This is a genomic window from Mongoliibacter ruber (genome assembly GCF_003003005.1).
Taxonomy (GTDB): Bacteria; Bacteroidota; Bacteroidia; order Cytophagales; family Cyclobacteriaceae; genus Mongoliibacter; species Mongoliibacter ruber.
Genome location: NZ_PVTR01000013.1, coordinates 60,158 through 73,852, shown reverse-complemented (window position 1 = coordinate 73,852; position 13,695 = coordinate 60,158). Strand labels below are relative to the sequence as shown.

The 13,695-nt window shown below is 41.5% G+C and carries 11 protein-coding genes and 1 riboswitch; of the genes, 6 read left to right on the top strand and 5 right to left on the bottom strand.

Features of this window, described 5'->3' with window-relative positions:
• Positions 1-70: 70 nt before the first annotated feature.
• Positions 71-1,105, bottom strand: a complete 1,035-nt coding sequence (locus CLW00_RS18215; protein ID WP_106135135.1) for an iron ABC transporter permease — start codon at positions 1,103-1,105, stop codon at positions 71-73.
• Positions 1,095-2,243, bottom strand: a complete 1,149-nt coding sequence (locus CLW00_RS18210; RefSeq protein ID WP_106135134.1) for an ABC transporter substrate-binding protein — start codon at positions 2,241-2,243, stop codon at positions 1,095-1,097. The genes CLW00_RS18215 and CLW00_RS18210 overlap by 11 nt, the downstream gene beginning before the upstream one ends.
• A 402-nt stretch (positions 2,244-2,645) precedes the next feature.
• Positions 2,646-2,859, top strand: a riboswitch (cobalamin riboswitch).
• Between the two features lie 109 nt (positions 2,860-2,968).
• Between CLW00_RS18210 and CLW00_RS18205 the strand changes: the two genes are divergently transcribed.
• The 4 genes from CLW00_RS18205 (at position 2,969) to CLW00_RS18190 (ending at position 7,676) form a co-directional block, all read left to right on the top strand.
• On the top strand, positions 2,969-4,918 hold the full coding sequence (locus tag CLW00_RS18205; RefSeq protein ID WP_245917377.1) for a TonB-dependent receptor: 1,950 nt from the start codon (positions 2,969-2,971) through the stop codon (positions 4,916-4,918).
• Positions 4,915-5,958: a YncE family protein gene (locus tag CLW00_RS18200; RefSeq protein ID WP_106135132.1), complete on the top strand. Its 1,044-nt coding sequence runs from the start codon at positions 4,915-4,917 to the stop codon at positions 5,956-5,958. The genes CLW00_RS18205 and CLW00_RS18200 overlap by 4 nt, the downstream gene beginning before the upstream one ends.
• A 110-nt stretch (positions 5,959-6,068) precedes the next feature.
• A complete protein-coding gene (locus CLW00_RS18195; protein WP_106135131.1) occupies positions 6,069-6,791 on the top strand; it encodes a Dph6-related ATP pyrophosphatase in 723 nt (240 codons plus the stop codon).
• Positions 6,792-6,947: 156 nt separating this feature from the next.
• On the top strand, positions 6,948-7,676 hold the full coding sequence (locus tag CLW00_RS18190; RefSeq protein ID WP_106135130.1) for an SDR family NAD(P)-dependent oxidoreductase: 729 nt from the start codon (positions 6,948-6,950) through the stop codon (positions 7,674-7,676).
• Positions 7,677-7,872: 196 nt separating this feature from the next.
• Here the strand turns inward: CLW00_RS18190 and CLW00_RS18180 are convergent, their stop codons facing one another.
• Positions 7,873-8,367, bottom strand: coding sequence for a SixA phosphatase family protein (locus tag CLW00_RS18180; protein ID WP_106135128.1), 495 nt, complete (start codon positions 8,365-8,367; stop codon positions 7,873-7,875).
• 89 nt (positions 8,368-8,456) lie between these two features.
• Here CLW00_RS18180 and CLW00_RS18175 point away from each other — a divergent pair, with 89 nt between their 5' ends.
• A complete protein-coding gene (locus CLW00_RS18175; RefSeq protein ID WP_106135127.1) occupies positions 8,457-8,648 on the top strand; it encodes a cold-shock protein in 192 nt (63 codons plus the stop codon).
• A gap of 51 nt (positions 8,649-8,699) precedes the next feature.
• Here CLW00_RS18175 and CLW00_RS18170 read toward each other — a convergent pair whose 3' ends face one another.
• Both CLW00_RS18170 and gndA read right to left on the bottom strand, forming a co-directional pair.
• A complete protein-coding gene (locus CLW00_RS18170) occupies positions 8,700-10,079 on the bottom strand; it encodes an amidohydrolase family protein (RefSeq protein WP_106135170.1) in 1,380 nt (459 codons plus the stop codon).
• Between the two features lie 19 nt (positions 10,080-10,098).
• A complete protein-coding gene (gene gndA, locus CLW00_RS18165) occupies positions 10,099-12,018 on the bottom strand; it encodes an NADP-dependent phosphogluconate dehydrogenase (RefSeq protein ID WP_106135126.1) in 1,920 nt (639 codons plus the stop codon).
• Between the two features lie 47 nt (positions 12,019-12,065).
• Here gndA and CLW00_RS18160 point away from each other — a divergent pair, with 47 nt between their 5' ends.
• A complete protein-coding gene (locus CLW00_RS18160; RefSeq protein WP_106135125.1) occupies positions 12,066-13,520 on the top strand; it encodes a DUF294 nucleotidyltransferase-like domain-containing protein in 1,455 nt (484 codons plus the stop codon).
• Positions 13,521-13,695: the final 175 nt, after the last annotated feature.

The window sequence follows — 13,695 nt, the reverse complement described above, 5'->3', positions numbered from 1 at the left end:
GGGAAAATCGGGAAAGGGGGAAGATGTGTACCATTAAGAGAGTCATAAGGTCAAAGTGTTTTTTTGAAACTTAAAACTCCTTCGAAAAATTCCTCCTCAAAATCAACCAAATTACCATGGGGGCTCCGACTAGGGAAGTTACGGCATTGATGGGGAGGGTTTGGGCGGAACCTGGAAGTTGGCTGAAGGCGTCACAGACCAAGAGGATAATGGCTCCGCTCAAAGCTGATGCTGGAAATAGGATCCTGTGGTCTCCTGTCTTGAATACCAAACGGGCGATATGTGGAACTGCAATGCCTATAAATGCTATTGGGCCACAAAAGGCTGTGGCAGTGCCCGCCAACACACCCGTGCTGATGATCATTCCCCAACGTAGCCTGTTGATATTGACACCCATACTGCTTGCGTAGGCTTCACCCATCAACATGGCGTTGTAGGATTTGAGCATCACAAGTATGGGGATGGTGCCTATTATTGTAGCAAGCCCAAAACCAAAGAGTTGGTCGGTCTGGGTGCTGCCCAAACTGCCCATTGACCACACGGTGAATAGCTTGAGTTGCTCGGCTTCGGTAAAGTAAGCAAGGACTGATATCACAGCCGAAACCGCTGACCCAAACATCAAACCTACGATCAGTAAGGTCATGCTGTCTTTTACCCGCCAGGCAATCAAACTCACCAATAACAAAACCATAATCGCACCTGCACTGGCAGCCATAATGATTGCCCAAACACCAATACCTCCGCTGTACAATGACCAACCGAATGCAGAGCCTGCCATAATCAAAATGGCCACACCCAAACTGGCACCTGAACTGATACCCAATACAAAGGGGCCGGCAAGTGGATTTCTGAAAAAAGTCTGCATCTGCAAACCACTCAGGGAAAGGGATATACCAGCCAAAATAGCCGTAAATGCCTTAGGTAAACGGTACTCCATTACAATGGTTTCCCAGGAAGCTTTGCTGAATTGGTAACCGAAAAACCTCCCTATTACTTCCTTGAAGGGGATGTTTACTGAACCTACAGACAGGTTTGCCCAAAAACAAATCAGGCAAAGGAACAGTCCGAGGACAAAAACCAAGCGGTATCGGTGATTATGCTTCATCCAGTTTTTGGTAGAAATAGCTTTGGTAATCTTCCATCAATTCAGGATGAAGGATTTTGATCAAATCTTTGAGAATTAGGTCTGGGCGAAGGTAGCCTAATTCAAAGTATTCCAGACCTCCTGTAGGCCCTTTTTTCTGTGAATAGGTATACACGTTTCCATGTTGAAATGATGAAAAATGTGCATAACGTGGATCAGCATTTTTCATTTCCTGTAAGTTTGCATGATCCGCAGCTCCAATCCAAAACGCTGCATCCTGTGCTTTTTCCAGTACATATTCAAAATTGAGCTGTGCTGAGCCACTTCCCTTTTGCTCTTCAAAAAGGTATTGCCCTCCAGCTGCTTCAAGGAGCCTCGCACCCCAGGAATCCGATCCAGGCACATACCAAATGTCCTTGTACATAATCCCTGACAAAACTGTGGGTTTTTGTCCTATGTCAGAGGCCAGTTGCTCTGCCTGCAAATAGGCGGCTTCTATTTCTTCAAAAATGGCAAGTGCCTCTTCATATTTGCCAGTAAGGGCTCCTGTAAATTTGATCCACTCAGCCCTGCCTAAGGGGTGTTGTTCCACATACTCCCCATTTAAAACCGCAGGTATTCCCGCTTTCTTGAGGATTTCCAGGTTTCTCATGTCCTCTCCCAAAGTGGAAATAACCACCAAATCAGGTTCTAGGTCAATCATTCTTTCAATGTTGGCCTGCGCGCCTGAACCCAAATCTTCGACCATTCCATTCTCAATTCTATCCCTGGTTTTTTCCGAACTGATCAAATCAAGGTTAGGAAATCCTATTAAGTTTTGGCTGAGGTCAAGGTAGTCCAAGTGGGGGACTTGAGTGGTGGAGGTCAAGATGATTTTCTGAGGAAAGGCAGGTATCAGCGCTTCAAAATCCCCTATGTTTGGCAAATGATCATGACCCTCATTCACCCAATACCGAATAGGGGTTTTCTGATTGGGGTATCCTTTTTTGACTTCAATAATTTTGAATCCATCTCCCTGAAAAATTGAAAAACCAGTGGAATAGCTGAGTTGAATTTCTTTGAGGTCTTGGATATCGTCTTTTTCTTTTTCTCCACAAGAAAAAAAAGAAGGCAATAACAAAGTGAAAAGGATGAGTTTTAGTCGAAAACGAAAATTCATAGAGATTCAAAATATTGGGAAAGCCAAATATAGGAATAGCTTATGATTTTTTTGATTTTGGGGTATTGTCTCCTTTCTCCGGATAAAGTTTCATAAGGATTGGCTTGTTTACAAGTAGAAGAAATTATCGTTTTGTTTTATTCGATAAGCTTTTCTATGAGTAGATTTTATTTATGGAGCTACTTTTTTCTTGATAAAAAAGTAGCCAAAAAATCAAGAATTTCGAATCCTATCAGCGCTCATGGCCTTCGCTGGCCCGGTCGAAATTCATTCCTCCCCCGCGTTGTCAAATTTAAGGTTAGAATTGAGTTGAGTGTTTGGTTTACCTTATCCGATACGTAAACATTAGATCTTAAATATAGAATTTCCCTTTTTTATGAGAAAAATTCAAATTGATTTGTAAGTTTGCCTTTGGAAAACGGTTCCCGAATGAAAATTTTGTTTGGGATTAAAAGGGAATCCGGTTTAAATCCGGAGCTGTCCCCGCAACTGTAACCCCATCCCGAGCAATCGGGATAGCGATTTGCCCACCTCATGCCATTGTCCCGATCGATCGGGATGAGAAGGCCGGCAAATCCAGGGAAGCCAGGAGACCTGCCATTTTTCTCTGTATTCAAAGCTTTCGGGTGAAAGGCTGGGATAAAATTCAGAACAGGATTATGGCATTTCCATGATTCCTATTTCGTTTTTTTCTCCAATCATTGCTTGAAATGACTTTGAATTAAATGTGTCATCATTTAATTCTAAAGGCATTGGTTTTACGCATTATTTACATTTGTGCTATGGCTTGTATTGGCCATAGTAGCATGGCTTTTGGCAATCTTCCGGTCTTGAGCAAAGTCGATTCTTTGCCCATGTTGGGAGATACGCTTGACTTGAAAGGCGTGGAGGTATATAACCTTCCTGTAGAAAAGTACGCATCTGGTCAATCGCTGATCCGTGTCACAGAACGTGATTTGGAGCGTTTTCAGGGGCAGGCTTTTACGGAGTTTTTGCAAAAGCAGACCGGATTGTTCTTAAGGCAACACGGTCCTGGGATGTTGGCTTCTCTGACCATGAGAGGTACTTCAGCAGGCCATAATGCGGTATTTTGGAATGGTTTACCGATCAATAGCCCTTCTTTGGGGCAAACTGATTTTTCCATTCTTCCCGTAGGTGGTTTTGATCAGGCCGAGATCCTGTTAGGTGCTGGAGGTGCGCTCTTTGGTACAGATGCCATCGGTGGGTCAGTGCACTTGCACACCAAACTGAAATACAATCAAGGGTTTCAGGCACAGGTTCAATCAAATATTGGCAGTTTTGGCCTTTGGAATCAGTCTGTTCAAGTAGGCCATTCTGTCGAGAAGTTTTCTAGCAGAACACAGGTGTACAGGAATTTTTCCCGGAATGATTTCCCCTTCCGTAACCTCTCTAAAATCGGTACACCGGTAGAAAGGCATGAACATGGTCAGGTGCTTCAATATGGTCTTGTCCAAGATCTGGCATGGAGACCCACTGACAAATCCCAACTCAGCACTTCGCTTTGGTACAATTCTTCTGACAGGGAAATCATCCCTTTGATAGGCTCCAATACCGAAGATCAGCAACAGGACTGGAACCTCAGGTGGGTGATGGATTACTTCTATTTTGGAAGTAAAAATACATGGAACTTCAAAGGAGGAATCGTAAGTGATGAGTTGGTTTTCAATGTAAGCTCGGTCAATAAAACCAGGCAGTATTTCCTCTCTGGAGATTTGGAGTGGGATATGTGGCCTGGGGTTCAAGCCAAAACAGGTGTGAGGCAAACTTTTATTTTCGGCGAGCTAAGTGCCTATAATGCGTCAGAAAACAGGTCCGAGCTTTACCATTCAAGCAATTTTTCCCTGAAAGAAAACTTGCAATTTTCGCTCAACCTGAGGCAACTTATTTATGATGGTAATTTTGCTCCATTTACACCAAGTTTGGGCGGAGAGTGGACATTTTTTGCAAGTGAAGAACAGCAAATTGGGATAAAAAGCATGTTGGCCAGAAGCTTTAAAGTCCCCACTTTGAATGACAGGTTTTGGGTACCGGGAGGTAATCCTGATTTATTGTCGGAAGATAGCTATAGCGCAGAATTGGGTATAGTACAGCAATGGAAAAGAGGTAATTTTTCCTTGGATCAAAGCCTGACCTACTTTCAAATGTGGGTAGAAAATTGGATCATTTGGCTGCCTAGAGGGAGTTTTTGGTCACCCGAAAATATCAGAAATGTAAACAATACGGGTATTGAGTATAACCTCAATTCCCAACTCAAATGGCGTGGGTATAACCTGGGTCTGAGTGGGAATTATGCCTTTAACAGCGCCATCAATCAGACCAATATAGATGGCAATGACCGTAGTTCGGGGAAACAACTGCCCTATACGCCTGTGCACAAAGCCCAAGGCCAGATCGATGTGAGCAAAGGTTCAACATCAGTTTTTGTCAATCATCAATGGGTGGGGCAGCGGTTTATAGCAACAGACAATATTGCCAGCTTGGACCCATATCGCCTCTGGGACATGGGACTGAGGTATCAGTTTCCCGAAGGTTTCTTTTTGAAGGGGCAAGCTGGAGTTCAGATCAATAATGTATTGGATACCGAGTACCAGATTTTAAGGCTGCGCACGATGCCGGGAAGAAATTATCAACTAAATATAACTATCACACTATGAAGAATGTAAGATTAAGCTTGCTGTTACTTGTTGCAGCATTTGGTTTTTTGGCCTGTGACAACGAAGGCCCTCAGATACCACTCGGTGAATTTGAAAGTGGTGTATTGATTTACAATGAAGGTGCTTTTGGAGCCAACGATGGAGAAGTTTACCATTATAAGGGAGACGATGATGTATCTGCTGATGTATTTGAAAGGGTCAACAATAGGCCTTTTGCTGGATTGATACAGGATGTACTTGAGCACGATGGAAAGACTTTTTTGGTTGCCAATACCGGAAAGGTAGAAATAGTCGATTCACGTGACTTTACCAGTTTAGGTGCTGTGTCCGAAGGCTTGGATATTACGCGGTCTTTAGTGGTCTATGATGACAAATTGTACATCAGTGATTGGGGAGCCTATGATGGCGATTTCAACAGCCCTGATTCATACATTGCAGTAGTAGACAATCTCAGTGGAGGTGCCATCCAAAAGAAAATAGAAGTCTCTAGTCGGCCTGAAAAAATGCATGTTCTTGGTAGCCGCTTACTCGTGGCCAATGCCCAAAATATGGACATAGTTAACCTAGAGGCAGACACCTTATTAAATACGGTAGAAATAAAAGGCATTCCTGCCAAGTTTCTTAGCTTCGAGGGTAACCTATACCTTTATGCAAGAGATGCCGCCAATGTTTATTTTCATCGGATCAATACCAATAATTTTACCGTCCAAAGTACCATAGAAATAGCCTTGGCAGGAGCCACGAGTAATTTGACTTTGGGTAGAAATGGAGAAGTCTACCTATTGACTTCAACAGGTTGGCCTGATTATGATGATGCAGTGGCTAAAATTTCCCTTCCTCAAGCTCAGGTAGCTGAAGCCTCAATTTTTAGGGGCTCAGGTTTCTATGGTATAGGTTTTCATCCCCGTGACAATCACATTTATGTGGCAGATAACAATGGTTTTCAGGGCAATGGAACGGTGATTATTTTGGATGAAAGCGGTAGTGAGCTCAGAACCTTACCAGTAGGAAGAGGCCCATCGGGTTTTGTGTTTAAGTAATTTACTAGAGTGAAACCTGACTGGTTTACGCTATCCGAAGGTACAACCTTCGGATTCTGATTCTTGAGCCTATAGCTCATCAACCTGGCAAATTTTAAAAATCTCAATAAATGTCAACTAAAATAAAAATTTCAATTGCATGGTCCGGAGGAAAAGACTCAGCGCTTGCCTTATGGAAGTTGATGCAGGATGAAAGCTACGAAATAGTAAGCCTACACACAACTTTTGGAGAAGAGACCAAGAGAGTAGGCCTCCATGGCATACACGAAAGTTTGATTCAAAAGCAGGCCGAGTCCATCGGCCTGCCATTGGATAGGATTTACTATCCTGCCAGTCAGAGCAATGCTGCTTATGAGAAGATGATGTCTTCGTATTTGGATGTTTTGAGAAAAAAAGGTGTTCACCATATTGCTTATGGGGATATATTTTTGGAGGATTTGAAAAAATACAGAGAGACACAACTTGATGAGAAAGGGTTCAAAGGGGTATTTCCATTATGGGCAAAAGATACCCGAAATCTGCTGGGGGAATTTCTCGATATGGGATTCCAAACGCTGGTCTGTGCCGCTGATGCGGATATTTTTGCAGAAGATCAGGTGGGAGAGCTGCTTTCACAATCGCTGATCAACCAACTGAAAAAACCAATTGACCCATGTGGAGAAAACGGGGAGTTTCATACATTCTGCTTCAAGGGGCCGATCTTTGTAAAACCTGTTGTTTTCCAATTAGGAGAAACCATATCTAAAAATTATACCTTTAAAACTGATGATGGTGAAGAACATTCAAAGCGCTTTTGGTTTAAAGAATTAAGGGATTTAGATTTATCTTATTAGTTTGTATTTCGATTCGTTACCTGTAAAGGCTGCCACTGAATCTTGACGAATATCAAATATTATCTAAACATCAATCAATATCAGATTGAAATAGAATCCAGGACTAAATACTTAAAATGTTAAAAAAACATTTTCACCTTGAAATTTAATTCAACCATGAAAGCATTGTATATCATAACAGGAAGTAGCAAAGGGATAGGGAAGGCCTTGGTGTCGCAGCTATTGGAAAACAAGCAAAATAGCGTGATTGGCTTGGCACGTTCAAAACAAACTATTGATAAGGAGAATTTCCAAGGTTTGGAAATAGACCTGAGCAATGTGGCTAATATTGAAGCCAATATGGATTCTATTTTTCCCGAGGGTGATTTTTCCAAAATAGTGTTGATCAATAATGCAGGGTGGATAGGGCCGATTTCCCATATAGGAAATTTGAGAAACCAAGATGTACAAAGTCTATTTGACCTCAATGTAGTAGCGCCAATGTTGCTCATGAATGCATTTGTAAAAAAGTATGCAGATGTGGAAGCAGAAAAAACAGTAATCAATATCAGTTCGGGTGCTGCCAAAAAAGCTATTGATGGATGGGCTGGCTATTCTTCAAGCAAGGCTGCTTTGAATATGATGACGGAGGCTGCTCAAGTGGAAGCAGATTTGGATGGGAGTAAGATAAAGTATTTTGCGCTGGCGCCGGGAGTGGTAGATACCGATATGCAGACAGATATCAGGGGAGCATCTGAAAAGGATTTCTCGAAGTTAGATAAATTCCAGAAACTCAAATCCAATAATGAATTGAGTTCTCCCCAAGAAGCCGCCGAAAAAATCCTCTATTTAATTGACAATAGGGATCAGTTCGAAGGGGTAATTCAAGATGTCAGGGAGTATTGATCAGAATTTGCTTTGGGAAAACAGCAGAGAATTTCAAAATCTAGATGCTTGTTCTAATTCAATAAATCTTCAAGATCTTAGAAGCAATATCCATAAATATCCAACCTGCTTGCAGAAGGCAATTATCTTTGAAAATCTAAATGAATGGAAGAATCAGGCAATTTGCTGACAGTAAGTTTTGTGGGCATGCGTATGCCTAAAAGCTATCATTCTTAGGATAATCAAAAAACCAATTTTTTACATTTTTGGAACTGATGTTTTTCCATGAATTGGTTTCAAACTGAAATCCAAACTGACCGGCTGTGGGCAGGTTATCGATTTTAAAACCCATTTCCCATACAAAATCATTGAATCCGGGATTGTGGCCGAATATAAATAGCGTTCCTATGGAATCATCAGTTTGCTGTACCACATGAAGGATTCCTGAGACAGAAGCATGGTACAGGTCATGAGTCAAGAGGATTTTTTCTCTAGGGAACTTCAATTGCTCGGCGGTAATATAAGCGGTGATTTTTGCCCTTTCGGCATCCGAAGAAGTCATTCCATCAGCTTGGATACCCCTCTTTTTTAACCTTTGGGCCATGCGGGGCGCATCTCTCAAACCCCTGTCTGCCAAAGGTCTTTTGTGGTCACTCAAAAAAGGTTGATCCCAAGAAGATTTTGCATGCCGAATTAATACAAGCTTTTTCATTTTGCCAATTTAACGAAATAAGGTTTTGTTTTTAAATTTATGATATTTACATTTAATACACATTTAACCACATATTTATCTAATTTATTATGCTTACCGGAACAGTAAAATTTTACAATGAAGCAAAAGGATTCGGATTTATCATTGATGACGAGTCCCAAAGCGACGTATTTGTCCATGCCACAGGTCTGTTGGACAAAGTAGCCCAAAATGACAAAGTAACTTACGATGTAAAAGAGGGCAAAAATGGCCCCAATGCTATAAATGTAAAAAAAGCATAGCGAATGTTTGTTACCCAGCTCTATGAAAAAAAGCCCATTTAAGGGCTTTTTTTATTTTCGTAGGTTTTTCTCTTCTATCCTTTTCAGTTCGTTCTGAAGCGTGTTTTTGGTAATCCAATTGCCGCGCAACATCAGGCCTTCTACTTCACGCAAGGTGTCCATATCCTCCAAGGGATTGTTTGGTACCATTACAAAGTCTGCACTCATGCCCTCTTTGATTTTTCCAAAAGAATCCTCCATCTCAAAGTATTTCGCAACATTGACGTTGCCTGATTTTAAGATTTCATACGGTGAAATGCCCGCAGCTTGCATGGATTTGATTTCGTTGTGAATAGAAAAACCCGGCACGTTGAACACCTGTGGAGAATCTGAACTCATAATCAGAGGAACTCCTCCTTCATGCAAGGCCAAAAGCATTTTTTCACGAAATTCTAAGTATGGTTTGACATTTTCTTCCTTAAGAATTCCTTGACTTTCAAGCATTTTCTTCTGATTGACCCACTGTTGTACTTGCAATCCGGGCATGTATTTCATTTCAGGCTCCAACCTGAATTCATCAGCGGGAATGTATCCAAAAAACCTTTCAAAAAGTGTAAGTGTAGGCGCAATCCAAGCCCCTTTTTCTTTAGTCAGTGCCACCAATTCAGATATCCTGTTTTTATCACCCTCATTGACCAAAAGCATGCTGAAGGGACCGGCTACCTGAGGATCTAACCTCTCTCTGTCATCTATCAAGGCTTCGATGTAACCATCCATGTGTTCAACTGAGCGGTAACCATGTTCTAAAGAGTTTTGTAAACCAACGTCCAATGAAACATGTCCCCCAAACTTGATGTCCACCTCTTTTGCTGTTTGAGAAATAGCCAAAAAACGAGGCATGTCCAGACCGGGATGTAATTTAAGATGGTCATAGCCTGCCGATTTTTGGTCTTTCACCATTTGAGCGCCTGACTCAGGGTTTTCTACCGTATCTCCATTGAGGGAAGGGCCAGCTGCAAATATCCTTGGACCGGTGATTTGGCCTGTTGCAATTTTCTTTTTCAATTCAAGATGAGAAGCATGACCGATCATTCCCCTGACATTGAGAATACCATTGGCTAAGTAAAGCCACATGGTGTCTTCTATGTAAGAAAAGTCATCGGTATTGGTGGTTGGGATATGGGAGTGCATTTCTGCAAGCCCTGGAAAAATATAGTACCCCTTGCCATCAATCTCCTGAGCACCTTCGGGACTTGATGCCTCAGCTTCCAGGATTGCTTTTATTTCACCATTACTGATATAGATGGCTTTATTCTTTGTGACAGCATCGCCTTCCATGCTTAGGATATGGATATTTTTAATAAAATAATCCTGTGCCATGAGCTGTTGATTGCCAAGCAGCAGTAAAAGGCCGAATAGCAGTTTGATCGAAATAGCTTTAATTTTGTTCATGGTGCTTGCGGGTTTGGTTTTATTTGGGTGATTGTTTTTTAAGAAATAACCAATCGGTATGGTGATAATTTCTGCTTGGATCGTCTTTGCGCTGATATTGATGTGCGCCAAAATAATCTCTCTGAGCCTGTAGAATATTGGCTGAGGAATCCTCTATGATACGCCCAAACAAATAATTGGCAGCGGAGGACATTACCGGGATGGCAAATTCATGTTGTAATCCGAGCCCTACTATAAAGGTGAGGTCCGTCTTGAGCTCTTTGATCTTCGAAACTGTTTTTTTGTGTTTGAATAAGCTGTCAGTTTCATCGAAAACCTGTATGAGTTGTTCCATAAGGCTTGATCGAATGATGCATCCATTTGTCCAGATTCTTGAAATTTCCGAAAAATTAAGGTTCCAATTGTTTGCATCTGATACCTCCTTCATCAAGCTATAACCTGTCTCATGGTTAATAATGCGACAAAGGGCATAGGCATTTTTTATACGTTCCATGAGCAAAACCTTGTCTTCCCCGAAGGCACGAAACCTGTGACCGAAAATTTTGGATAGTTCAGTTCGCTCACTTTTTCTTGAAGACAACTGTCTGGCAACAACCGCTTCGGCGAGGGGGCTGTACGGAACGTGGTGTTTCAATGCGGTACTGAGCGACCAACCTCCGGTTCCTTTTTGACCTGCTGCATCCAAAATCAAATCTACCAAGAAATTATCTCCCTCTTTGGCTTGGTAAATATCTGCCGTGATTTCAAGGAGATAGCTTTTCAGGTCATCGTTGACCCAGCTTCTGAGAATTCTTGAAATTTCGGGAGGACTGAGTTTAAGTCCAAAACGCAACAAATGCACTGCCTCTGCGATGGCCTGCATTTCCCCATATTCAATGCTATTGTGCACCATTTTGATAAAATGACCAGAGCCATCAGGTCCCACATAGGTCATACAAGCATCTCCGTTTTTGTCCTTCGCAGCGATTTTTTGCAAAAAGGGTTCTACCTGAGAGAAGGCTTCCTGGTTGCCGCTTGGCATAAGTGAAGGTCCTTTCCTGGCACCTTCTTCACCCCCTGATACACCCATAGGCATGAAATGAATGCCTTTTGCACGCATGGTTTCTACACGCCTATTGCTTTCTTCGAAAAATGAGTTTCCACCATCGATGACAATGTCTCCTCCAGTTAAATGCTCGGAAAGTTGGTCCAATTGTGCGTCAACTGCCTCACCTGCAGGGATCATCAATAATATTTTCTTTGGTGTTTCTAGAGATTCTAGAAATTCATCCATGTCATCAAAACCTTTGAGCAAAGGGAAATCTTTGTTTTGTTCAGCAAATGAAGTGGCTACCTTTTCTTCTTTGCCCGGAACAGTCCTGTTAAAAACGGACAAGCCTATTCCATTGTCTACAAAATTTAGGGCAAGGCTTTTTCCCATCACCCCCATACCAATGATACCAAGTTTGGATTTCATATGTTTGATATTCAATTGTGTTAAAATGTCTTTGCTGATCTCTTCGGGGCTTCGGGAAATATCTACATGAATTCCATATTCCGGTTCTTCCCACGTGTCCAATTGAGAGTCAAGAAGTCCCGGATTCATATAATGATTCTCTCTTTTTTGTAGCCTTTCTTCCAAAATCGGCTTTTCACCTTTGAGATGGATCCAAGTTATATTTTTATCAACGGTGAGCATTTGTCTGTAAGCTTCTTTTAGGGCGGAACAGGCCAAAATGGCACCCCCTCCTTTTTCCCATTCAGTTATATGTGAAGCCAGATTTTCAAGCCATGGCATCCTGTCTGAATCGTCTAGAGGAATGCCTTGGGTCATTTTCTTTACATTAGCAGAAGGGTGAAAATCATCCGCATCAAAAAAAGGCAAGTGGGTTTTTTGTGAAAGTAAAGTACCCACAGTGGTTTTGCCACTACCAGAAACACCTGTTACTATTATTACCATGATCGAAGTTAAGAAAATTAATTATTTTCAATGATTAGATTTGTACTATGAGCATCGAAACTAACTTGAACAATGGCCAGTTTTTCACCCAAAAGGTAGGAGAGCTGCATTCCAGAGACTTGAAAATTATCCCTGGAGATACTCCTGTATATGAGGCGGCTCAGTTGATGTCAAAAGAAAAGGTTTCTTGTTTGTTTGTAGGAGATACTGCTATTCAAGGTTTTGTTACGGATATCACATTGAGGGATAAGGTGTTGGCGAAAAATCTCAGTGCATCTACACTTGTTGCGGATATAATGGATGAAAATTTGGTGGCAATATCAAAAGATTCTTTTTTGTATGAAGCCTTGTTGTTGATGTTCCAAACCAAGACAAGGTACCTGCTTGTAAAAGACCAAGAAAAATTTGTAGGGATGATCAGTAGAAATAAAATTCTCACTGCCCAGCACCAAGGTCCATTTATTCTTATTCAATCTGTCAAGCAGTCACTCTACACCGAAGAACTCGCTCAAAAGTGGAAACACGTACCGGATATGGTACACCGCTTGGCAGAAAGGGGCCTTCGGTCTCAAATCATCAATCAGATCATCACCACCATCAACGATGCTATTACGCTACGCGTTATCGAAAATACCATTCGGGAGATCGGTCCAGCACCGGCAAACTTTGTGTTTATGGTTTTGGGATCTGAGGGCCGATCCGAACAGACCTTGGTCACGGATCAGGATAACGCCATCATTTATGAGGATAAAGCCAACGAGCAGCGGGAACTGGTAAGGGCCTACTTTTTGGATTTTGCAGAAAAAGTATCAGCGGCCTTGGATAGGATTGGTTTTGAGTTTTGCAAAGGTGGCTTTATGGCCAAAAATCCCAAATGGACGCACTCACTTTCGCATTGGAAAAGAAATTATGAATCTTGGATCAAGGAGTCCACACCCGAGACCATGATGAAGTATGCTACTTTCTTTGACTGCAGGGCCATTTTCGGTGACTTTACTTTATTGGATGATTTGAGGGAGTTTATGGATCAGCAACTTCAAAACCCTACCGAAAAATTCTTTATTAATCTCGGCACCAATGCATTGCAATATGAGCCACCATTGACTTTTTTCAGAAAGCATATCAAAACCTTCAAAATTGATGGCGAGGAGCATTTCAATATCAAGCATACCATGACACCAATAGTAGATTTGACCCGTCTTTTTGCCCTCAAGCATAGGATTTTTGAAACCAATACAGGAGAAAGAATTGACAAATTGCAGGCTTTAGGTATTTTTTCCTCTAAAGAAGCAAGAGAATTGAGTCATGCATACTATTATCTCATGGGGCTCAGGCTGGAGAAACAATCCCTGACTATGATCCGAAAAGGGCAGAAACCAGTTAACTATGTGGCACTTAAAGAACTGACCAAAGTACAAATGGTGACCTTAGTGGAAATTTTTAAGGTGATCAAGGATTTTCAGTTGAAAATTAAGGTTGAATTCACTAAGAATATATTTTAGAGAAGATTATTAATCTTTTTTAATTTTTTTATAAAAGTCTATGATTTAAATCAAAAGTTTTTTTATTTTGTGTTTAAATAAAATATCCACCTGCATTTAAGTGCAGTTGAAAATGCCTAAGTGGTGTTTTGTTTTCAGTTACCCATTTAGTTCTCAAAAATGATAAAGCTTGTGT